The sequence below is a fragment of the Priestia sp. VA7 genome (assembly GCF_055710015.1).
The window spans coordinates 378240-399716 of sequence record NZ_JBVQPN010000001.1; the positions used below are offsets into that span (position 1 = coordinate 378240).

At 38.2% G+C, this 21477-nt stretch carries 22 protein-coding genes and 5 tRNA genes; 25 read left to right on the forward strand and 2 right to left on the reverse strand.

Going from position 1 to position 21477, the window contains the following annotated elements; all coding sequences use genetic code 11:
* The first annotated feature begins 277 nt into the window (after window positions 1-277).
* From AC0C45_RS01995 to AC0C45_RS02105, 23 genes are all read left to right on the forward strand, one after another.
* Window positions 278-763: a DUF456 domain-containing protein gene (locus AC0C45_RS01995; protein WP_237892960.1), complete on the forward strand. Its 486-nt coding sequence runs from the start codon at window positions 278-280 to the stop codon at window positions 761-763.
* A gap of 62 nt (window positions 764-825) precedes the next feature.
* Window positions 826-900 (forward strand) — tRNA-Asn (locus tag AC0C45_RS02000).
* Between the two features lies 1 nt (window position 901).
* Window positions 902-975 (forward strand) — tRNA-Met (locus AC0C45_RS02005).
* Between the two features lie 40 nt (window positions 976-1015).
* Window positions 1016-1090, forward strand: a tRNA-Asn gene (locus tag AC0C45_RS02010).
* Window positions 1091-1093: 3 nt separating this feature from the next.
* Window positions 1094-1170, forward strand: a tRNA-Ile gene (locus AC0C45_RS02015).
* A gap of 11 nt (window positions 1171-1181) precedes the next feature.
* A tRNA-Ser gene (locus tag AC0C45_RS02020) sits at window positions 1182-1274 on the forward strand.
* 197 nt (window positions 1275-1471) lie between these two features.
* Window positions 1472-2080 carry a superoxide dismutase SodA gene (gene sodA / locus AC0C45_RS02025; RefSeq protein ID WP_013059198.1) on the forward strand — a complete coding sequence of 203 codons (609 nt, stop codon included), beginning with the start codon at window positions 1472-1474 and terminating at the stop codon, window positions 2078-2080.
* Window positions 2081-2209: 129 nt separating this feature from the next.
* Window positions 2210-3487, forward strand: a complete 1278-nt coding sequence (locus AC0C45_RS02030; protein WP_013059197.1) for an MFS transporter — start codon at window positions 2210-2212, stop codon at window positions 3485-3487.
* 161 nt (window positions 3488-3648) lie between these two features.
* Window positions 3649-5826: a peptidoglycan D,D-transpeptidase FtsI family protein gene (locus AC0C45_RS02035; RefSeq protein WP_257061261.1), complete on the forward strand. Its 2178-nt coding sequence runs from the start codon at window positions 3649-3651 to the stop codon at window positions 5824-5826.
* Between the two features lie 142 nt (window positions 5827-5968).
* Window positions 5969-6097, forward strand: coding sequence for a hypothetical protein (locus tag AC0C45_RS02040; RefSeq protein WP_016765572.1), 129 nt, complete (start codon window positions 5969-5971; stop codon window positions 6095-6097).
* Between the two features lie 345 nt (window positions 6098-6442).
* A complete protein-coding gene (pstB, locus tag AC0C45_RS02045) occupies window positions 6443-7240 on the forward strand; it encodes a phosphate ABC transporter ATP-binding protein PstB (protein WP_370506071.1) in 798 nt (265 codons plus the stop codon).
* A gap of 22 nt (window positions 7241-7262) precedes the next feature.
* Window positions 7263-7922 (forward strand): phosphate signaling complex protein PhoU, encoded by a 660-nt coding sequence (gene phoU / locus AC0C45_RS02050; RefSeq protein WP_013059193.1) that lies wholly within the window; start codon window positions 7263-7265, stop codon window positions 7920-7922.
* A 193-nt stretch (window positions 7923-8115) separates the two neighbouring features.
* Window positions 8116-8610, forward strand: coding sequence for a DUF4912 domain-containing protein (locus AC0C45_RS02055; protein WP_047932643.1), 495 nt, complete (start codon window positions 8116-8118; stop codon window positions 8608-8610).
* The gene (locus AC0C45_RS02060; RefSeq protein ID WP_472927890.1) at window positions 8603-10921 is read left to right on the forward strand and encodes a glycosyltransferase; all 2319 of its coding nucleotides are present in this window, start codon (window positions 8603-8605) and stop codon (window positions 10919-10921) included. Before AC0C45_RS02055 ends, AC0C45_RS02060 begins: the two co-directional genes overlap by 8 nt.
* Window positions 10918-13197, forward strand: coding sequence for a sugar phosphate nucleotidyltransferase (locus tag AC0C45_RS02065; protein ID WP_280168721.1), 2280 nt, complete (start codon window positions 10918-10920; stop codon window positions 13195-13197). The genes AC0C45_RS02060 and AC0C45_RS02065 overlap by 4 nt, the downstream gene beginning before the upstream one ends.
* A 242-nt stretch (window positions 13198-13439) precedes the next feature.
* Window positions 13440-13589, forward strand: a complete 150-nt coding sequence (gene rpmG, locus AC0C45_RS02070) for a 50S ribosomal protein L33 (protein ID WP_013059189.1) — start codon at window positions 13440-13442, stop codon at window positions 13587-13589.
* Between the two features lie 46 nt (window positions 13590-13635).
* Complete coding sequence (locus tag AC0C45_RS02075; RefSeq protein ID WP_047932640.1) at window positions 13636-14202, forward strand: 5-formyltetrahydrofolate cyclo-ligase; 567 nt, start codon at window positions 13636-13638, stop codon at window positions 14200-14202.
* Window positions 14189-14986, forward strand: coding sequence for a DUF92 domain-containing protein (locus AC0C45_RS02080; RefSeq protein ID WP_016765568.1), 798 nt, complete (start codon window positions 14189-14191; stop codon window positions 14984-14986). The genes AC0C45_RS02075 and AC0C45_RS02080 overlap by 14 nt, the downstream gene beginning before the upstream one ends.
* Before the next feature lie 51 nt (window positions 14987-15037).
* Window positions 15038-15214, forward strand: coding sequence for a hypothetical protein (locus AC0C45_RS02085; protein WP_013059186.1), 177 nt, complete (start codon window positions 15038-15040; stop codon window positions 15212-15214).
* Window positions 15215-15349: 135 nt separating this feature from the next.
* Window positions 15350-16870 (forward strand): rhomboid family protein, encoded by a 1521-nt coding sequence (locus AC0C45_RS02090; RefSeq protein ID WP_047932639.1) that lies wholly within the window; start codon window positions 15350-15352, stop codon window positions 16868-16870.
* A 181-nt stretch (window positions 16871-17051) separates the two neighbouring features.
* On the forward strand, window positions 17052-17258 hold the full coding sequence (locus AC0C45_RS02095; protein WP_013059184.1) for a YqgQ family protein: 207 nt from the start codon (window positions 17052-17054) through the stop codon (window positions 17256-17258).
* A gap of 2 nt (window positions 17259-17260) precedes the next feature.
* Complete coding sequence (locus tag AC0C45_RS02100) at window positions 17261-18229, forward strand: ROK family glucokinase (protein ID WP_016765565.1); 969 nt, start codon at window positions 17261-17263, stop codon at window positions 18227-18229.
* Between the two features lie 111 nt (window positions 18230-18340).
* The gene (locus AC0C45_RS02105) at window positions 18341-19243 is read left to right on the forward strand and encodes a M14 family metallopeptidase (protein ID WP_237892956.1); all 903 of its coding nucleotides are present in this window, start codon (window positions 18341-18343) and stop codon (window positions 19241-19243) included.
* A gap of 35 nt (window positions 19244-19278) precedes the next feature.
* Here AC0C45_RS02105 and AC0C45_RS02110 read toward each other — a convergent pair whose 3' ends face one another.
* Entirely contained in the window at window positions 19279-19455 is a 177-nt protein-coding gene (locus tag AC0C45_RS02110) for a DUF2759 domain-containing protein (RefSeq protein WP_013059181.1), read from the reverse strand.
* Window positions 19456-19663: 208 nt separating this feature from the next.
* Here AC0C45_RS02110 and AC0C45_RS02115 point away from each other — a divergent pair, with 208 nt between their 5' ends.
* A complete protein-coding gene (locus tag AC0C45_RS02115) occupies window positions 19664-20296 on the forward strand; it encodes an MBL fold metallo-hydrolase (RefSeq protein ID WP_472927891.1) in 633 nt (210 codons plus the stop codon).
* A 37-nt stretch (window positions 20297-20333) separates the two neighbouring features.
* Here the strand turns inward: AC0C45_RS02115 and AC0C45_RS02120 are convergent, their stop codons facing one another.
* The gene (locus tag AC0C45_RS02120) at window positions 20334-20570 is read right to left on the reverse strand and encodes a DUF2626 domain-containing protein (RefSeq protein WP_013059179.1); all 237 of its coding nucleotides are present in this window, start codon (window positions 20568-20570) and stop codon (window positions 20334-20336) included.
* Between the two features lie 262 nt (window positions 20571-20832).
* On the opposite strand from AC0C45_RS02120, the gene AC0C45_RS02125 reads away from it, so the two are divergent.
* Window positions 20833-21216, forward strand: coding sequence for a Spx/MgsR family RNA polymerase-binding regulatory protein (locus AC0C45_RS02125; RefSeq protein WP_013059178.1), 384 nt, complete (start codon window positions 20833-20835; stop codon window positions 21214-21216).
* The last annotated feature ends 261 nt before the right edge of the window (window positions 21217-21477 follow it).

Below are 21477 nucleotides of genomic sequence, written 5' to 3' on the forward strand. Positions count from 1 at the left end.
ATTTTAGAAACCGTTACCAATTACGATGATGCGGTGGAGCGTTATGTTACAAGCACATTTTATGCGTATATGTACAGGTTTTGCCGTCATTGTTTTTTTTTGATATTACGGGCACCTTGAGGACCGTGCTGTTAATATTGCAGAGGTACACTCGAAAATTATTATTTGAAGAGGTATTCGAAAGTAAAATAAAGGAAGTACTCGTCGTGCAAGGTCTTTCTTTATAGGAGTGGTTATTGTATGATAAATAGTAATAATAAAAAGGATAGGTGCGGGCATGGCTATTTTATGTTGGGCATTAATTATCGTTAGCTTTGTTGTATCGTTTGTTGGGTTGGTTTATCCCATCATCCCGAGCGTGCTATTTGTAGCTCTAGGATTTGTTATATACGGTTTATTTTATGATTTTAGCTCCTATAGCTGGTTATTTTGGGTGATACAAGGATTGTTAGTTGTCGCACTTTTTTTAGCAGACTATATAGCTAATATTATTGGTGTGAAAAAATTCGGAGGCACTAAAGCAGGTGTTTGGGGAAGTACAGTTGGGCTGCTTGTAGGTCCGTTTGTCATTCCGGGATTTGGAATTATTTTAGGGCCGTTTATCGGAGCGATTGTAGGAGAACTGATTGTTCATCGGACCACAATTAGCAACGCAGTAAAAATTGGAGTAGGTTCGGTTATTGGCTTTTTTAGTGGCGCTATTTCAAAAGGATTTATTCAACTGCTGATGATTGCCTATTTTTTATACGCTGTTTTAAAATAATATATTGACTTTAGACTAGAAACATGTTAAATTTTTAATGTCGCTAGTAAATGTTATATTGTTCCACAGTAGCTCAGTGGTAGAGCTATCGGCTGTTAACCGATCGGTCGTAGGTTCGAGTCCTACCTGTGGAGCCATGGCGGTGTAGCTCAGCTGGCTAGAGCGTACGGTTCATACCCGTGAGGTCGGGGGTTCGATCCCCTCCGCCGCTATTTTCCAATTTACGTTTGTGACTTACATAATTCATATTGTTCCACAGTAGCTCAGTGGTAGAGCTATCGGCTGTTAACCGATCGGTCGTAGGTTCGAGTCCTACCTGTGGAGCCATGTGGACCCTTAGCTCAGCTGGTTAGAGCAGACGGCTCATAACCGTCCGGTCGCAGGTTCGAGTCCTGCAGGGTCCACCATTTATAAGGTTGGAGGAATACCCAAGTCCGGCTGAAGGGATCGGTCTTGAAAACCGACAGGGGTGTTAAAGCCCGCGGGGGTTCGAATCCCTCTTCCTCCGCCATACTATTGTCTATTCAAAGCTTCTTTTGAGAAAAAGAAGCTTTTTTTATGTTTAAAAGAATAGCGAATGGGAATTAGGTAAATATAAATCATGGATTAGGAACTTTTTATTTGAAACAGTAGGGTAAATTTGCTAATCTAAACGTATATGGTGCTTTCGCGCCAAAATGCTTACATATTTTGAAGGAGGAATTATTCATGGCTTACAAATTACCAGAACTACCTTATGCATACGATGCACTGGAACCACATATCGACAAAGAAACAATGAATATTCATCACACAAAACATCACAACACATATGTTACAAATCTAAACGCTGCTGTTGAAGGCAAAGCGGATTTAGAAAGCAAAAGTATTGAAGAGTTAATTTCAAACTTAGATGCTGTTCCTGAAGATATCCGTACAGCAGTACGCAATAACGGTGGCGGTCATGCGAACCACTCATTATTTTGGACAATCCTTTGCCCTAACGGCGGCGGTGCTCCAACTGGTGAATTAGCAGACGCTATCGCTAGCAAATTCGGCAGCTTTGATCAATTTAAAGAAGAATTTGCAAATGCAGCTAAAACTCGCTTCGGTTCTGGCTGGGCTTGGTTAGTTGTAAACAACGGCGAATTAGAAGTAACAAGCACACCAAACCAAGATAGCCCATTAATGGAAGGTAAAACGCCAATTCTTGGTCTAGACGTTTGGGAGCACGCTTACTACTTAAATTACCAAAACCGCCGTCCAGATTACATTTCAGCATTCTTTAATGTTGTAAAATGGGACGAAGTTGCTAAGCGTTACGACGCTGCAAAATAAGCTAAAGACGTATTTAAGAGCCAGTAAAGTAATTATTACCTTTACTGGCTTTTTTGTTTTCCAATTCTTTTACATATCTCCTTTTCTTTTTCACACACTAGGTGTAGAAGAGAAAAGGAGTTTTTTGATATGCCTTTATTAAAAAAAGTAGTTGGAGATGTAGAAGTTAGTAAAGATTTACTTTTGCTTTTAATTATAGGCGGTCTTTATGCCTTGGCTATTTCAATTTCCAATTCGTTTGTTAACATTTATCTGTGGAAACAATCAGGCGAATTTTCGGATCTCGCTATTTATAATTTAGCGGTAGTGGTGCTTCAGCCGCTTACGTTTATTTTAGCAGGTAAATGGGCCAAACGAATTGACCGGGTTGTGGTTTTAAGGTTAGGTGTATCTTTTTTAGCTGTTTTTTATATCGCTGTATTAGTCAGTGGAGCTAACGCAGCCGAGTATTTAGTATTGCTTGGTGGGCTGCTGGGTATAGGATACGGCTTTTATTGGCTAGCTTTTAATGTGCTAACTTTTGAAATTACAGAACCGGATACAAGAGACTTTTTTAACGGATTTTTAGGGATCTTAAACTCTTTTGCAGGGATGATTGGTCCTTTAGGAGCGGGCTTTGTTATTTCCGCTTTGTATGAATCACTCGGGTATAAAATTGTGTTTGGTGTATCGCTGCTATTGTTTATAGGTGCCGTTGTGCTTAGTTTTTTTATTACAAGACGCGCAGCGGAAGGAGTATACAAATTTAAAGAGGTATGGGCTGAACGAAAAGTCAATAAAGACTGGAATCGAATATTGCAGGCTCATTTCTTTCAAGGGTTGCGTGAAGGTACGTTCATTTTTGTTGTATCCGTCATGGTATTTATTACGACGGGAAGTGAATTAGCTTTAGGAACATATGGACTGGTAAATTCAGCGGTTGCATTTGTGGGATACTATGTTGCCTCAAGGTTTATTAAGCAAAAAAATCGCCTTCGGTTTATCTTCACAGGGGGCCTCCTTCTCTATGGAGCAGTCTTTTTGCTTATCTTTAACTTATCGTATCCAAAGTTAATTATATATGCTGTTTGTATTGCCATTGCCTATCCTATTTTATTGGTTCCATTCATTTCTCTAACGTACGATGTGATTGGACGAGCAAAAGACGTTGTTTCAAAAAGAATTGAATACATTGTTGTCAGAGAAGTATTTCTGAATATCGGGCGCGTCGTTTCTATATCTTTATTTTTAATAGCTGTACTATTTTTTGATGAAGCAAAAAGTATTCCCATTTTATTAGCTATTGTTGGAGCAGGGCATACGATCATTTATTTTTGTGTGAGACATATCTCACAGCCTCTGCACAAAAAAGAAACGACTGTTACTCCTCCGGTATTAAATGAAGGAGACGGAGAGTCTCCAGCTTAGAGTGTTGTCAGCTCCTTCATTTGTACTATGGAAAATGCTTCGCTTTTCTTTTAGAATAAATACGTTGTGTAAATAGGCACCTGCCAGGTGTCTATTTATTTGCTAAATGGCTGATTTTATGGTGTTATGGTATATATGTTTTATAAAGTGTAGGTGTTGGTATGAAAAAGAAAAAAAGAAGAAAAAGTCACGTGCCTTTTCGTGTGAACTTACTTTTCTTGACCGTATTTGCCCTATTTTCCGTATTAATTTTGCGGTTGGGACTTGTTCAAATTGTATACGGTGAGAATTACGAACGAGAAGTGGAAAAAACACAGGACGTTACGGTCAGTACGCCTGTTCCTCGAGGGAAAATGTACGATCGTTATAACCGCGTAATTGTAGATAATACCTCTTTAAATACGATTACATATACTCGTTTTCAAGGAAATACAGCTGAAGAAAGGCTGCGCATCGCTAAAAAGTTAGCCACTATGATCGATGTTCCTTACACCACAAATGTGATTGATATTCCGGAAAATAAAAAGAATAAAGATGCTAAAAATGTGGTAAAAATTACAGAACGCGATATGAAGGATTATTGGATTATGATTCACCCTAAAGAAGCGGAACAGAAAATTACGCAAGCTGATCGCAAAAAAGTTCAAGATGGTGAAATGACTGATGACGAACTGTATCAACGTCAGTTAGACCGCATCTCTAGAAAAGATTTAGAAAGTCTAAAGAGTGATTTAGAAGTTCTCGCTATTAAGCGCCAAATGGAGGCAGGTTACTCTAACACCCCGCAAATTGTTAAGAGCGGTGTGACAAATGAAGAGTATGCCGTTGTAAGTGAACACTTAGATGAACTTCCAGGTGTTGATACAACAACGTATTGGGATCGCTCATACCCAGAAAACAGTACTCTTCGTACTTTGCTTGGAAATGTATCATCTGCCAACGAAGGACTGCCTAAAGATAAAGTACAGTATTACTTGTCAAGAGGCTATAGCCGAAATGACCAAGTTGGGACGAGCTATTTAGAGAAGCAATACGAAGCTCAGCTCAGCGGTCAAAAAGAAAAAGTCCAATATGTAACAGATAAAAAAGGAAATCTCCTTGATACAATTCAAGTGTCTAAAGGTGAACGCGGCAGTGATTTGGTTTTAACTATTGATATGGAGCTTCAAAAAGCGGTAGAAAAGCAAATTACGGACCAGCTTTTAGCCAAAAAGCAAATGAAAGGAACGCAATTTTTAGACCGTGCTTTTGTTATTATGATGGATCCTCACACAGGAGAAATTTTAACAATGGCAGGTAAAAAATACACCATTGATAAGAAGACTGGAGCGCCTAAAATAGAAGATTTTGCATTAGGAAATATTTCAACATCTTATACAATGGGCTCTGTTGTAAAAGGAGCAACGGTTTTAGCCGGCTTAGATTCAGGAGCTATTAAGCCAAACACAGTGTTCGTTGATGAACCGTTAAAAATTAAAGGAACACCGGTTAAAAAATCAGCTGAGGCCGAAGGGTTAGGACCCTTAACGTATTCATCTGCGTTAAAATATTCATCCAACGTATTTATGTTTAAAACGGTAATGGCTATGGCTGGGTTACAGTATCATAAAAACATGACTTTACCGATTAAACCTGATACATTCAGCGAACTGCGTTCTTACTACAGTCAGTTCGGCTTAGGCGTATCAACAGGCATAGACCTTGATAACGAATCAACAGGTGTCCAAGGTGGAAGCGATGTTCCAGGTACGGCGCTTGATTTAGGAATTGGTCAGTATGATACGTACACGCCGCTGCAGCTTGTTCAATATACTTCTGCAATAGCTAATGGAGGGTATCGTATTAAGCCGCAGCTAGTAAAAGAAATCCGAAAACCAACGATTAAAACCGATGAAATTGGCGGTACGCAGCATTCATTTGAACCTGATGTGTTAAATCGTATTACGATGAAAGAAGAATACATTAAAGATGTTCAAAGTGGTTTTAAGCGCGTTACGCAAGAACAAGGCGGTACAGGGTATGCAGCTTTCCATACAGCGAACTATAATCCTGCTGGTAAATCAGGAACGGCACAAGCCTATGAGAAAAACCCTAGGGGAGGGGACCCTATTAAAGTTAATAATTCAAACTTTGTGGCCTTTGCTCCGGCAAATAATCCTGAAATTGCAGTAGCTGTGGTGGTACCATCGGCATTTGTGCCAAGTGCACCAAATACCATTACAAAAGAGCTTGCTCGTTCTGCGCTCGATACGTATTTTGATTTAAAGAAAAAAGGTGAACAAGAAGTAAAAGATCAAGAAGAGAACCAACAGGCTGTCATTGCAAACGACGCCAATTAAAGAGGCTGGGACAAAAGCATATTAGTTGAAGTAAGATCCGAACAAAGTTGATTAAGAATCAACTTTGTTCGGATCTTTTATTTATAGGATGAAAGTAGATTTCGTGTATGTAGGTGCTTTTAGCGGTTGATTGGAGGGCAAGGTGAAGACTTCTGCAGGAAAAGCGAAGCGACGAGGAGACTCACCGGCCGCCCGTGGAACGAAAATCAACAGCGGTATCGGAAGTAATTCATACTGGATTATTTATCCAATCCATCCATCTTTAGATTGAATTAATTTAGTAATGTCTCTACCTCTTCTTTTTGTTAGAAATCTTTACATATATGGTTTTTTATTGAATTTAAGGGTCGTAAGAACTAGTTTTTTACCTAAAAAACACGCAGATAGACCTTTGTTTACAAAAGCTTTACATTGAGTTAAAACACAATTAATAGTCGGCTATTATTCTGTAAGTGTAAGGGTTAATAGAAATGATCAAAATAAGGGGAAGCGTTTCTGCTTCTCGTATTTATTTACAGTGATAGTAAACAATAGACATTAAATAGACATAGAGAGACTTTTATTGTGCTCAAAACGGTTGAAGACGATGAAGGAGGATTATCCAATGGCAATAACAATGGAATTGACTAACAAAGAAAAAGTAAATACTCCGCAAACAAAAGAAATTGTATATAAAACAAAAGGTTTAAATTTATGGTATGGCAACACACATGCCTTAAAAAATATTGATTTAGACATTCATGCTAACGAAGTTACCGCGATCATCGGTCCATCAGGCTGCGGAAAATCAACATATATTAAAACGTTAAATCGTATGGTAGAAATGACTCCAATTGTCCGTACATCAGGTGAGATTGAGTATAGAGGGAAAAATATTTTTGATAAATCGTACCACGTGGAAGAGCTGCGCACGCAAGTAGGAATGGTTTTCCAAAAGCCAAATCCGTTCCCGAAATCTATTTATGATAATATTGCGTACGGTCCAAGAATTCATGGTGTTCGCAACAAGAAAAAACTAGATGAAATTGTTGAAAAAAGTTTACGAGGAGCAGCTATTTGGGACGAAGTTAAAGATCGTTTGAATCAAAATGCAAATGGGTTGTCAGGTGGACAACAGCAGCGTATCTGTATTGCGCGATGCTTGGCAATTGAACCTGACGTTATTTTAATGGATGAGCCTACCTCTGCGCTTGATCCAATTTCAACATTAAAAGTAGAAGAGTTAGTACAAGAATTAAAGAAAGACTTCAGCATTATTATTGTTACCCATAATATGCAGCAAGCGGCACGTATTTCAGATAAAACAGCATTTTTCTTAAATGGAGAAGTGGTAGAGTACGCAGAAACAGATAAAATCTTCTCAATGCCATCTGATAAACGCACAGAAGATTATATTACAGGTCGTTTTGGTTAAGACATACAAGGAGATGGGATGAGTGGTTGTACGCGAAAAGTTTCATGGTGATTTAAAGATATTACGTGAAAAATTATTAGAAATAGGGCGCTTAACGCATGAGGCGCTATCAAAATCAATTGAAGCGTTGCAAACAAGCAACGTTGAGCTGGCGCTAGAAATTATCGACGGCGATTCATACGTGGATGACTTAGAAGAAGAAATTAATGACCTAGCTATCTTACTGATCGCAAAGCAGCAGCCGGTGGCTATCGATTTAAGACGTATCATTGTGGCAATTAAAATTGCTTCGGATGTTGAGCGTATGGCAGATTTTGCGGTTAACGTAGCAAAATCAGCTATACGAATTGGAAACGAAGAATTAATTAAGCCGTTAGAACACGTAAAGAAAATGCACGATATTTCGATTGAAATGTTGAGCCTTTCGTTAAAAGCTTATCACGAGGAAGATCTTGTGCTGGCTAAAAAAGTAGCGGAAATGGACGATCAAGTGGATGAGCTCTACGGAATAACAATAAAAGAACTTTTAAGTCTTGCTAAAGAAAAGCAGGAGGCTATGAACCAAATTACGCAGCTTTTATTTGTAGCCCGCTATTTAGAGCGTATGGCTGATCATACCACTAACGTAGCAGAAAGCGTATTTTACCTTGTAAAGGGCAAACGCTACGACTTAAACGAATAGTAGAAAAACCTCTTCTAATAAGCGAAGAGGTTTTTTTGTTAGTAAATTATAATTACTATGTTAACCTGAATTTTTAACACAAATCGACAAATTGCGTTTATTGTGGCAACTTTTTCTGAATGGTAAGATGTTAATAAGTTTATACGGCATTTATATGTAGAAAAAACATTCTAAGAAACGAAGTGATAAAACAGTGGCTGCTAACCTTATTCAAAACTTAAATGTGTGTATAGCTACTCAGCTTGACTCATCTCGTATTTATGTTCACTGGTCGTTTTCTGAGCATATTCGAGAGATGGTAGAAAGTATGTTTTCGACAAGGTGGGAAGAATTGAACCTAGCTATGTGTACGTATGATATAACAGGTCTTCATTTTAACGGCCATGAATCAAACCGCTATTATATGAAGGGTCTTACTTCTAAGCAAGACTTCATGTTTATGAACAGCTTGGAAAGTGAGCGCACGTATGTAATAGATATTGGTATTCAAGATAAAGAAGGAAGTTTTTTTTCCCTTCTTCGTTCGAATCCAGTTTATTTGATGAAAGAAAAATATGAACAAGTGAATGTAACTTCGTTAGGCTGGATGTACGAACCTGTAAAAGTTCACCAGGGTGTTCAAAATGAATTTAGCACATATTCCTTATATTCAAATGACTTGGAGCAGGTGAAGAAGCAATATGAATAGTGATGACTGTATTCTTTTAACTTATATGCATTGTCCGTTGCTACATGTACTTCAAACAGAGAATGAGTATCTGCTGTTTGAACAAGTAACGAATGAGTTCATCCCTTTTTTAGATCAAATTGAGTCTAAGAAGTTGATAGGTGCAACAGTTGTGATGTCTTGTGTGTTTTTGAACACATTAAACGACGAGGAGTTTAATACTCGTTACGCTCAATATTTACACCAGTTTTCAAGCCGGCAGCATCAGAGAGCACTCACCTTTTTAAAAAAGTGGAACGGGAGCTTGTTCTCAGCCTGCAAATATTTTTTTCAGCATGACATGATGGAGTGTATTCCTACTACCGTAACGAACGCGTTCGTTTCCACCCTTAAAACCGAACAAACATTAAATCTCCAAACTACAGAAGCAATACGTGTTTTTCAACAGTTTTTTGAAAAAAAGCCCGTCGGTTTTTTTATACAGCAAGGAGAGTATACTCATCAAGTAGATATGCTCCTAAAATCTCATGAAATGTGCTATACCTTTGTGAAGTCATCAACAGATGAACTAAAAAAGTCGCCTGCTGGCATTATCTTGTTTCCATATCCTAAGCAAGGAAAACAAGTTGAGGAAGGAACAATCAATAAAGCGAGCGTTTTTTTAGATTTGAAGGCTAAGGACACGCTTGGCTTTCAGCGAATGCAAGCAGCAAGCGGTATATTTCAATATCCTTTAGATTACGCGAGGGATATAGAGTTTCATCAAAACGAAACTCTTGCACTCTACGGTGCAACAAAAAGCGCCGAATTTGTCAGTGAGAACAATCAATTGTTTATTTCAACCGTACAGAAGTCAGAGGCGATGCTAGATGTTATCGATTCTAAACATCCTAGCGTGGTGAATGCTATCTACCGACAGTGGCTCCTTTTAAGTAGCAGCGATTGGCTTTATAATTTTGAAAAAGTCAAAAATGAATACGAAAGGCAAGTAAAACTATTTGATTTTCTTTGTCACGAAGAGAATCCAAGGATGGATAGCGAAAACAGTTTTCTTTCAGGAAGTTCTTTTTTATACCCTGCAAAAGAGATAGAGCCGGCGGCTTTATCAGTAAATCAATATAAAGGCGGTCTCTCCATTTTAATGCTTGCATGGGAATTCCCTCCTCTAGTTATCGGAGGACTTGCACGACATGTATTTGATTTATCCAGAGCGTTAGCAAAGGCGGGCCATCACGTTAGTGTATTAACAACGTATGTAGAGGGGCTGCCGGAATATGAGCGTTTATACGGTGTTCACGTTTACCGAGTTAAAAGCCTGCAGCCTCATCATCCGGATTTTTTGACATGGGTAAACAGTTTGAACGTGGCTATGGCTCTTAGAGGACTGCAGTTAGGCTACAAGCTGTCTTTTGACGTTATTCATGCTCATGACTGGCTTGTTGCCTCCGCTGCAAAATGTTTAGCAGATAAAACGGATAGACCGCTAATTACGACCATTCATGCGACAGAACATGGGCGCAATAATGGTATTCATAATGACATGCAGCAAAAAATTCACTTGCAAGAAGAGGAGCTGATTCGACAATCAAGCTCAATCATTGTCTGCAGCGACTATATGAAGAAGGAATTAATCACTTTATTTCACGTAGAGCAAGATAAAATTGCTATATTTCCAAATGGAATTGACAAGCAGCTGGTAGTCGACGCAGTAAATGAGCGGTTAAAAGAAAGTTTACAAAAGAAATATAATTTTAGAAAGGCCCCTATTATTTTTTCAATTGGACGAATTGTATATGAAAAAGGATTTCAGCTATTTATTGAAGCAGCGGAACTATTTAAGAAAAAACAAATAGATGTTCAATTCGTTGTAGCAGGAAAAGGGCCTTTACTTCATGAGTTTCGAACACAGGTAAGTGAAAAGCAACTAGACAAATACGTGTATTTTATTGGATACATTACCGATAACGAACGAAATCAGCTTCTTCAAGCTTGCAAAATGGTTGTTTTTCCAAGTTTATATGAACCTTTTGGAATTGTGGCTTTAGAGGGGATGGTAGCCAAGAAGCCAACTATCGTTGCCGATACAGGAGGTCTAAGCGATATTGTTTCACATTTCGACACGGGCCTGACGTTTGCCCGAGGAGATACGCTCGAATTAATCAACTGTATTGAATTTTTGTTAAAAAATGAAAAAACGGCTGCAAAAATCAGCGAAAATGGGTATAGAAAAGCAACAACTATGTTTAGCTGGGAAAAAATCGCTATTGATACAAGTAAGCTGTTTCAACATCAGATTTGCCAGGATAAAAAAAGAAGGGAGGCAAAAAATTGAAAGCCATTATACTTGCTGGCGGTAAAGGAACAAGACTGCAGCCCTTGACCTATACGATTCCAAAGCCTATGCTGCCGCTTTACGATAAACCTGTGATGGAATATAGCATTGAACTGCTTAAGAAACATGGAATTACAGAGATTGGGATTACGCTGCAGTATAGGCATGAACAAATTATTGAATACTTCGGGGATGGCTCTCAGTGGGGAGTGACGCTTACTTATTTTATCGAAAAAGAGCCTCTTGGAACAGCGGGCGGAATTAAGCGAGCAGAGGCCTTTATTGAGGAAGAATGTATTATTATTAGTGGAGATGCCTTAACAGAAATTAATCTTCAAGACGTTATTCATTTTCATTATGAACAAAAAAGCGAAATGACCATTGTTACAAAAGAAGTAAACGACGTGCGGGGTTATGGAGTGGTGACGATAGATGAAGGGCATCGAGTCACGGAATTTGTAGAGAAACCGACCTACGAACAGGCCAATAGCCGATTGATTAATACGGGAGTGTATGTGATCAAAAAATCCGTTCTTGATTACGTGAATTCTTATGGTCCTACAGATTTTAGCTTTGACATTATCCCGCTTCTTTTGGAATATAATCATACTGTGTGCAGTTTTGTAACGGAAGATTATTGGATTGATATTGGGCAAATCCACCATTATCGTCAAGCACACTATGATTTGTGGAGGAAGTGGTTTGGCAATAGACAGGAAAGTGTTGTCTCAGATGACGCCCTTATAGAAGAAGGGGTGACTATTTACGATCCGGTTTACGTAGGAGAAAATGTGGTGATTAGAAAAGGTGCTTCAATTGGTCCTTACACGATTATCGGAACCAATAGTATCATAGAAGCACATGCTGCAATCGATAAAACAATTTTGCTTCAAAACGTAACGGTGGGGGCAGAATCGTTTTTATACAATGCTACGATAGGTCCCTATGTAAATGTTCAAGCAATGACTACGTATGTCCAAGATACAGTAGCTGAAAATCAAGTACTACCTCAACTTTCTGTAAAACCAGATGTTTCTATCTTCAAAAACGGTCGCCTGTATGTACATTCATCTGTTGATCGAGAAAGACTGTACAATGCGTTATTACTTGTATGCAAACACCAAGGGGCGTTCTGTCTAGCAAGCGATGATGAAGGAGAAGCCATTCAACTTCGCAAAGAATGCTTTTCTTTTTTACGGAGTAATCATTCAGCTGTGTATGATATTAAAAAAGAAGCTCTTCCGGTATTTCGATATTACATGATGACTTCACAAGCGAGCATTGGTATTTATATTGGTGTGGATAGCAAAAACAGCGGCCTCTTTTTAGAAATATATGACAAGAAAGGGCAATTAGTTAATCAGCTTATTGAAAAAAAGATTGAGCGGATGTACCTTCAAGCTAAACAAGCAAACACAACAACTTCTGTTTCACTTAAAAAAACAAGCATAAGAAATATCAGGGAAGAATATTGTGATGCTTTAGTAAAATCAATTAATCAGCATGTTTTGTTAGAAGACAGTACGCGGATTGGCGTGATTTGTTCGCCGTTTATACAGAAAGTTGTCGAACTATTATGTAAGCGTCTTCGTGTCCATGTTTTATTTTTAAACAAATGGGAGAAAACAGAAGAAATCAAACGAATAATTAAACGAAATAAGCTGTCTTTTTGTATTCAGATTAAAGAAGATGGAGAAACATTTGCTCTATATGATGAAAAAGGCTGCAGCGTAAATGACTCAGAAATTATGTCGCTCTATATTTATAGCGTATACATGACAAAAAAAGCAGCATTCGTTCCTATTCCTATACACTATTCATCCACACTAGAAACATTTGCTCAATCTCTCAATCAATCATTTATGAGGACAAAAGCAAAAAAACGTGATTTGCTTAGTCTTTTGGGGCCCGTTCAATTTCAGTTGGATGCCATGTACGCTTTATGTCAGCTGATCGAATTAATTATGGTGCAACAGCGGAAAATTTCTGAAATGATTCAATATGTCCCGCACGCTTATATGAACTGGCGGTACATTTCATGTCCGCTAGAAATTCAAGAACAAGTGATGAAGAAACTATTAGAAGAAGCAATTGGTAAACAAGTGTATGTCATTGATGGCTTAAAGATTTACCATGATCCCCATGAATGGACGCTTATTTTGCCCGATGGTCACTTGCCTGTATTAAATATTTATTCAGAGGCGTTGAACACTCAGACTGCCAAGAAGCTGTCGGCATATTTTGTAGAAAAAATACAAGAGTATCAAAGAGTGTAAATAATGGCTTTTATTTAAAAGAAAGGAATTACGCCTCTCATAAAAAGAGTTCCGCTTATTTCAAGAAACTTCATCTATATATAAGGCGTAGCAGAGAAGGGGCTCAGGGATCTAAGAGGAAAGAAAAAGTGAAGAAATGAAATTAAATGACTTTCTTCAAAAAAACAGACTGGCATTTCCTTTCGAAAAATGATATTATATTAAAGTCTGATTTATGTTTATAATGTTTGGAGGGAAAATAGATGCGCGTAAACGTTACATTAGCTTGCACTGAAACTGGTGACCGTAATTACATTACAACTAAAAACAAGCGTAATAACCCAGATCGTCTTGAGTTAAAAAAATACAGCCCAAGACTTAAAAAAGTTACACTTCATCGTGAAACAAAGTAAGCAGTAGGAGTACAATCCTGCTGTTTTTTTTATAGGGGGGATTAAAATGAAATCTCATCTGCGCAAAGAGATGAAGCGGGTTCTTAATTTAATTTCTGAAGAGCAGCACGAGGTACATTCAACAAGCATAGCAAATGCACTGTATGAAACTTGTTTATGGAAAGAAGCTAGAGTCATTGCAGCTACGGTTTCAAGAAATAAAGAAGTTAATACGAAAGCCATCATTGAACGTGCTTGGAAAGATGGAAAGAAAGTAGCTGTTCCAAAATGCAACCCCACAACATCTCAAATGGTTTTCTACGAGATTACGAATTTTTCACAGCTTGAAACAGTGTACTACGGGTTAGCGGAGCCAATTGTTGAAGAAACTGTTCCCGTTTCAAAATCTTCAATTGATTTACTCCTTGTGCCTGGCGTGGTATATAGCAAAAATGGATATCGTATCGGCTATGGAGGCGGCTATTACGATCGTTATCTAACAGATTATAGCGGACAGAAGCTAAGCCTTGCGTTTGATTGTCAAGTCGTTTCAGAGGTCCCATATGAATCTCATGATATTCCCGTTGAATATATTTTGACAGAGAAGGAGCTTATTTGCTGTGAATCCGTTTGATGCTGTCATGATAATTGTAATATTACTCATGGCAGGAGCAGGCTACATAGCAAAAGCACTGACAGTATCGGGAGCCTGCATGTCTTTTATCGTAGGAGCGAGCGTTTATATCGGTTTTTCGCTTCAAGGTTTTTTACTCTTACTCTTATTTTTTAGCACTTCTACGTTGTGTAGTAAGTACAAAAAAGAAAAAAAACGTGCATTAGAAGAAAAGTTAGAGAAGCACGACAGGCGAGATTATATTCAAGTCCTTGCTAATGGAGGTGTAGCTGCTGCTTGCGGTTTGTTATATGCTGCAACAGCTTTTCCTGTTTACATGTGGATGTTTATGATCAGCATCTCAGCTGCTAATGCGGATACGTGGGCATCTGAAATAGGGTCTCTTAGTAAAAAGCCGCCGTTTTACCTTTGGACGTTAAAGAGAGTAGAAGCGGGTACCTCAGGAGCCGTTTCACTTTTAGGTACAGCAGCCGGAGCAGCCGGAGCTTTTCTTATTGCTGCCGCTTGTTATTTTGCTTTTCCATCCGTATCGCTAAGTAGTATATTGCTAGTCGGGTGCTTTGGTTTTATTGGAAACGCTATAGACACTCTTCTTGGAGCAAGTGTGCAAGTTCGCTTTCACTGTCAAAGCTGCGGTATTGAAACGGAACGGAAAGATCATTGCCGTAAGCCAACGATAAAAGAGAAAGGAATAACTTTCTTTAACAATGATGTTGTAAATCTTGCCGCTATTTTGCTTGCTTCTTTTACAGGCGGAATCCTTATCCTGCTTTTACCTATATAAGAGCATAAAATGTTCATCATAGGAGCAAAGTAAACGTAAGGAGGCTTGAAAATGAGACATATTGTATTAGTACTTACGCTTTTAGTTGTTGGAACGCTGGGCTATCAAATGAGATACCGTGTTTTAAATTCGCTGTTTGGAAATTCATTTATCCGCAGTCTAGCTGTTCGTTCATTTTTTAATTTGCCGTTTGTTCGGGATCGTTTAATGAAGCAGGTCTTCCGCTAAGAGCGAAAGATACATAAAAAAACACCTTACAGACCTGTAAGGTGTTTTTTTGTAGAAAAAGAAAAAGGGAAAATCGTTGCTTTTTTCCTGGCTTTCTGCCATCTTTACATATAGAGAGTATGAGGAGGTGACTATTTGTCTAGGCAAGATTTTTATTATTTGCAGCTGGCACAGCAATTGCTTGGCCATTCTTCATATGAGTTGATTTCGATGAAAGCTGATGCTTCAGAGCTATGGTTTCAATCTTCGCATCGCAAAGATAAGTCAATTGTCCGCATAGTCCGCCGGAATTTTAAATCAGCCGTTGAGCAGCAAAAAGATGTATTGTATGCATTACAAAGAGCTGAGAATTTGCGAAAGCAAAGAGGTAAATCAACGCTTACTCTTAACACGATTTACTTTGCTGATTTTGATCCTTTTTATACAGAGCAGTCCTTAGAAAGTACGCCAAGTCCCTCTAAGGTGAATAGTTACGTTGAACAATTAACGGCAGAGAAAGCAAGCGCTTATGAACCTCTATTCGAACGGCTGGGTCTTATATTAGAAAGCGCAGACAATTTCTCTTCCGAAGAAGAAGCACAGCGAATAGAGCAGTGGAAACATAAAATTGTGCTTTTTGTACAGAAAAAGCAAAGCGAAGAACAGCAAATAGCTGGATACGGGAAGCCTATTTTTACATATATATTTTTAGCGCTGCAAATCTTAATGTTTTTATTTCTGGAATGGAAGAGCAGTACACAAAATACGCTCACTCTGATTCAATACGGAGCTAAATACAACCCCTTAATTATGGAAGGCGAATGGTGGCGTTTTTTTACACCTATAATTTTGCATATAGGACTTCTGCATTTGCTTATGAATAGTGTAGCCCTGTATTATTTAGGAACGCTTGTAGAGAGGATATATGGCAGCGGGCGTTTTGTCTTTATTTATATATTTGCCGGGTTTGCAGGATCTCTAGGAAGTTTTATATGGAATACGTCCATTTCCGCAGGAGCCTCAGGGGCCATTTTCGGTTGCTTTGGAGCTTTACTGTTTTTAGCAAGAACAAATCCACGCTTCTTTTTTCGAACAATGGGATCGAGTTTCATTGTCATCATTGTGATTAACTTGATTTTTGGATTTGTTGCGCCGAACGTCGATAATGCAGGGCATATTGGCGGTTTGGTTGGCGGATTTTTAGCTGCGAGCATCGTCAGTTTACCGAAACAAAAAAAGCTGTATGTTCAGATTCCGGCTTTCATTTGCACGCTTTTATTAGTAGGAAGTCTGCTTTTTTATGGATATCATGAGCGTTCTGTTTATCAAGATGAGCCCTATGCACTTAGCGTAGCGGCCACGTATCTTCAGCAGAAGCAGTATGAAGAAGCAAAAGATGCCATTAAGCTTTTTGTTGAAAAAGGAACAGGAAATAGTAACGTTTATTTCGTCAGTGCTAACGCAGAATTTTATCTTGAAAATTATAAAGAAGCTAAACAGCAATTGAATCAAGCTGTAAAGTATGATTCAACTTTTCATGAGGCGTATTACAATTTAGCTCTGGTGAATATGAAACTGAATGATATTCCAGCGGCCACACAAAATATCGATAAAGCAATTGCGCTTGAACCGCAAAATGAAAAATACGAAAAGCTGAAGCAAGAGATAGGAAATTAAAACTGTTGAATGACGAATTTAATATTTTATACTTTACTATTGTGAGAACGTTTACTAGAATATTAATATGTAGACCTAGCAGTGGGCGTTAAATACGGCCGCTGTTTATGACTGAATGACTGTTGAGTTATCTCAAAATAAATGAATCATATCACCTAAAAAATAGGATAAAGGTGACAGAATGAATACGTTATATGATGTACAACAATTATTAAAGTCCTTCGGCATTTTTATATACGTGGGCGATCGTATTGCTGATTTAGAGCTGATGGAAGCGGAAGTAAAAGAGTTATATCAGTCTAACTTGATTGATGTACGTGATTACCAAATGGCAATTCTTTTGCTTCGTCGAGAGTTAAAACAACAAAAAGAGAAAAAGGATGAATGAACATGGATGACAAATGGTTAGTTGGAGTTGATTTAGGCGGTACAACAATAAAAATGGCCTTTATTAATCATTATGGAGAAATCATTCACAAGTGGGAAATTAATACGGATGTGAGCGAGCAAGGCCGTAAAATTCCAACGGATATTGCAAAAGCAATTGATAAAAAGTTAAACGATCTTGGAGAAGTAAAATCAAGGTTAGTAGGAATTGGTATTGGTGCACCAGGGCCTGTTAACTTTGCAAACGGTTCGATTGAAGTAGCTGTCAATTTAGGTTGGGAAAAATTCCCTATCAAAGATATCTTGGAAGTAGAAACTTCTCTTCCTGTTGTAGTAGACAATGATGCAAACATTGCAGCGATTGGAGAAATGTGGAAGGGTGCTGGAGACGGAGCAAAAGATTTACTGTGCGTTACGCTTGGCACAGGCGTTGGCGGTGGCGTCATTGCAAACGGTGAAATTGTACAAGGCGTAAATGGAGCCGCTGGTGAGATCGGGCACATTACTTCTATTCCTGAAGGCGGGGCACCGTGTAACTGCGGCAAAACCGGCTGTTTAGAAACAATTGCTTCAGCAACTGGAATTGTACGTTTAACAATGGAAGAATTAACGGAAACGGACAAACCAAGTGAGCTTCGCAAAGTGTTAGAACAAAATGGACAAGTTACATCTAAAGATGTATTTGATGCAGCTCGTTCAAAAGACGAGTTAGCTATGCATGTTGTAGATAAAGTTGCTTTTCATTTAGGTCTAGCACTAGCAAACTCTGCTAATGCATTAAATCCTGAGAAGATCGTTCTAGGCGGCGGTGTGTCTCGTGCAGGCGAGGTATTACTTGCACCGGTAAGAGATTATTTCAAACGTTTTGCATTTCCTCGCGTAGCGCAAGGTGCTGAACTAGCAATCGCTACTTTAGGAAACGATGCGGGAATTATTGGAGGAGCTTGGTTAGTTAAATCTTATTTTGAATAATAAGCAAGAATCTAACTGAGATAAAAAAGCGCTTTGACATTTAGTCAAAGCGCTTTTTTATCATGCATCTTTTCAATCTTTACATATACATAGTGTAAAGGAGTGAAGATTATGCAAATTGTAGATATTCAAAAGCCCTACGATTACATGCGAACAATACAAGATATCCAAACACTTTTGACGTACTACCCCTATGGTTCTCTTGAATGGATAGGGTGCAGCGTGCTTGGAAAGCCGATTCCTCATATTTTAATTGGAAACGGAGAAAGAAAGGTTCATATTAATGCGTCTTTTCATGCCAATGAATGGATTACGACAAATGTTCTTCTACAGTTTGTTGAAGATTATTTAGCTGCTCTTCATTACGACAAGGCGTTGAACGGGCAGGAAGCAAGAGCTCTTTTTAATCAAATTACGCTTTCTGCGGTTCCGATTGTTAATCCAGACGGAGTAGATTTGGTCTTAAAAGGTCCTGCTGTAAGTGAACCTTATGCGTCTTTTCTTTCTAAAATAGGAAGAGATTTTCCTGATTTTCAAAGCTGGAAAGCAAATATCCGAGGGGTAGACTTAAACAATCAGTTTCCGGCTTATTGGGAAATTGAAAAAAAGCGCAAAGAACCTAAAGCTCCACATTATCGGGACTTTCCAGGCTATGAATCTCTGTCTGAACCTGAAGCGCAGGCAATGGTAAAACTCGTTGAGCGTCATGATTTTGATTGTGTGATAGCTTTACATACCCAAGGAGAAGAATTTTACTGGGGGTATATGAATGAAGAGCCGAAGGAAGCGGAGGAAATAGCCAATTATTTTGAAAGGGTAAGCGGTTATAAAGCAGTCAAAACGATTGATAGTCACGCTGGATTTAAGGATTGGTTTATTTTAGAAAAGAAAAAGCTAGGGTTCACTTTAGAACTGGGGAAAGGAATTAATCCGCTGCCTCTATCTCAAATATCGCGCGTATATAATCCGACTAAAGCTATTTTAGTTGCAACAATGGAATATCTATCTATTTGAAAAGCCACGCAAAGCATATGCTTTGCGTGGCTTTTTTAATGATGTACCGCCGGATAACCGTGATGTATAATGGTCATCACGGTAAACCATCCGAACACACCGAATGTTAGTACCGAAAAACCAATGCCTAATATGTTTTTATTTCTAAAAGATGAAATAGCTGCAAATACGCCTAGCAATGTTGTTAGTGCAAAAATAATCATAAGACCCACTCGAAGAAACCTCCTTTAGGCAACTTAAAATTAAAGCGCTATCATTAGCTTATCCCTTCAATTGTAAAACTTTTCTAACCGTTTGTCGAGATGAAAACCAATCTTTCTTTCGTCTTATTAGCTTAGAAAGGTCCTTACTTTCATTTATAAGATGATGTGTGTATGATAATGCATATAACGGAAATAAATTTTACAAGGAGGATACATTATGAACTATCATCGTATACCGCTAGGACCTATTCAAACGAATTGTTATGTCGTTGCTAACGAAAAAAAAGAGTGTTTAGTTTTTGACCCGGGAGCTCAGGGGAAACAGCTCGTTGAATTTCTAGAAAAACAAACGTATAAACCGTTGGCTATTTTGTTGACACACGCTCATTTTGATCACATTGGAGGAGTAGATGAAGTGATGAATCACTACTCTATCCCGCTTTATGTACATAAAAATGAAAAAGAATGGCTTCATAATAGTGATTTAAACGGTTCGAAATTTTTTGATTTAGGAGAAATTACGGCTCCAGATGCAACTGATATTATTTCAATCGAAGGCAATTTAACAATTGGCTCATTCCAATTTGAGGTGTACGAAACGCCTGGCCATTCTCCGGGCAGCGTTTCATATTATTTTAAACCGGGTAACTTTGTAGTATCTGGTGACGCGCTTTTTGCAGGCGGCATTGGACGCACAGATTTACCTGGAGGCAATCAAGCTCAGCTGTTAGAAAGCATCGAATTGAAATTGCTGTCCCTTCCAGAAGATACGCTTGTACTAAGCGGTCACGGACCTGAAACAACTGTGGGACACGAAATGGATCAAAATCCTTTCCTAAATGGTTTTTAAGAATACAAAAAGCGATGGAAGCCCATCGCTTTTCTCTTTACTGTCCTGGTGTCATCATAAAAGTTGACCAGTACGTGAACCCCACAAAAAAGACGGTCAAATATGCTCCGAAAACGTAAATGTACATTCTTTCAGACAGCTTTAAATAACTAAGAATTACAAAAAAGCCTGTTTGAGCTAAAAAGAGTAAAGAAGTCTTATGCATGTGACCGAGGTAAAACATTACAGTGAAAATTGCTGTCCAGAACCCCATTACACGGTACATTCGTTCCACGTCCATTTCCTCCTTTATCAAACTTAGTTAGTGTCATGATGAATGTCATCGCTGTGTAAGCACTAGAAAGCACTTATGAAACTATATCGATACTTTTCCATTATAATACATCCTTTCTTTCCTGAAAACGCTATCTTTTCCTTGAAATACGACAGAAGAAAAAAAGTTATACAAAACATGTGCAAAATAATATACAAAAGTTATACAAAACGTGTACAATGTATATAAACAATCTATAACTAAAAAAACGGGAGGGTTTCATATGGAAGAAATTAAATTTTATACGTACCCGAGCTGTACATCTTGTCGTAAAACGAAAAAGTGGCTAGTGAAGGAAGATGTAAATTTTAAAGAGCGTCATTTATTTAGAGAAACACCTACTCATAAAGAAATGCTTGAACTTCTTTCTATGACAACAGAAGGGATGGATGAACTTCTTGCTAAAAGAAGTCAAGAATATAAAAAGTTAAATGTTGATGTGGATAGCATGACGCTATCAGAAGTGGTCAATCTATTAATTGAACATCCTCGTTTGCTTCGCCGACCAATTTTAACAGATGGTAAAAAGCTTGTAGTAGGCTATAACGAATCTGCTCTTAAAAATTTAGTCAAGAAAAAAACAAGTCTTGCTTCTCTAGTTGTGTAAGCGTACATGATGAAGAAGCTCAATTCAGTAAATAATGAATAAAACGACAGCGTCGAGTTTTACATCACGTTGTCTTTTTTTATGTAGTCGTTTAGAGATGTACAGAAGTTGTACATCGTGTACAAGGACTGAGCGAAGAAAAGAAGCGTATACTAAAAAATTATAAAAAATGAAAAAAGAAGGAGGAAAATCTCGAAAAAGGTCGAAATTACTGTTTCTAGATGTTTTACCAATCATCTTGATTACAAATAAAGGAGTGAT

What these genes read in the sequence shown, in the direction of transcription:
- AC0C45_RS02060 (WP_472927890.1), top strand. Translation starts at nt 8,603, where the DNA reads ATGAATAGTGATGACTGTATTCTTTTAACTTATATGCATTGTCCGTTG.
- AC0C45_RS02085 (WP_013059186.1), top strand. Translation starts at nt 15,038, where the DNA reads ATGAGACATATTGTATTAGTACTTACGCTTTTAGTTGTTGGAACGCTG.
- AC0C45_RS02100 (WP_016765565.1), top strand. Translation starts at nt 17,261, where the DNA reads ATGGATGACAAATGGTTAGTTGGAGTTGATTTAGGCGGTACAACAATA.
- AC0C45_RS02030 (WP_013059197.1), top strand. Translation starts at nt 2,210, where the DNA reads ATGCCTTTATTAAAAAAAGTAGTTGGAGATGTAGAAGTTAGTAAAGAT.
- AC0C45_RS01995 (WP_237892960.1), top strand. Translation starts at nt 278, where the DNA reads ATGGCTATTTTATGTTGGGCATTAATTATCGTTAGCTTTGTTGTATCG.
- rpmG (WP_013059189.1), top strand. Translation starts at nt 13,440, where the DNA reads ATGCGCGTAAACGTTACATTAGCTTGCACTGAAACTGGTGACCGTAAT.
- AC0C45_RS02105 (WP_237892956.1), top strand. Translation starts at nt 18,341, where the DNA reads ATGCAAATTGTAGATATTCAAAAGCCCTACGATTACATGCGAACAATA.
- pstB (WP_370506071.1), top strand. Translation starts at nt 6,443, where the DNA reads ATGGAATTGACTAACAAAGAAAAAGTAAATACTCCGCAAACAAAAGAA.
- AC0C45_RS02075 (WP_047932640.1), top strand. Translation starts at nt 13,636, where the DNA reads ATGAAATCTCATCTGCGCAAAGAGATGAAGCGGGTTCTTAATTTAATT.
- sodA (WP_013059198.1), top strand. Translation starts at nt 1,472, where the DNA reads ATGGCTTACAAATTACCAGAACTACCTTATGCATACGATGCACTGGAA.
- AC0C45_RS02035 (WP_257061261.1), top strand. Translation starts at nt 3,649, where the DNA reads ATGAAAAAGAAAAAAAGAAGAAAAAGTCACGTGCCTTTTCGTGTGAAC.
- AC0C45_RS02115 (WP_472927891.1), top strand. Translation starts at nt 19,664, where the DNA reads ATGAACTATCATCGTATACCGCTAGGACCTATTCAAACGAATTGTTAT.
- AC0C45_RS02095 (WP_013059184.1), top strand. Translation starts at nt 17,052, where the DNA reads ATGAATACGTTATATGATGTACAACAATTATTAAAGTCCTTCGGCATT.
- AC0C45_RS02125 (WP_013059178.1), top strand. Translation starts at nt 20,833, where the DNA reads ATGGAAGAAATTAAATTTTATACGTACCCGAGCTGTACATCTTGTCGT.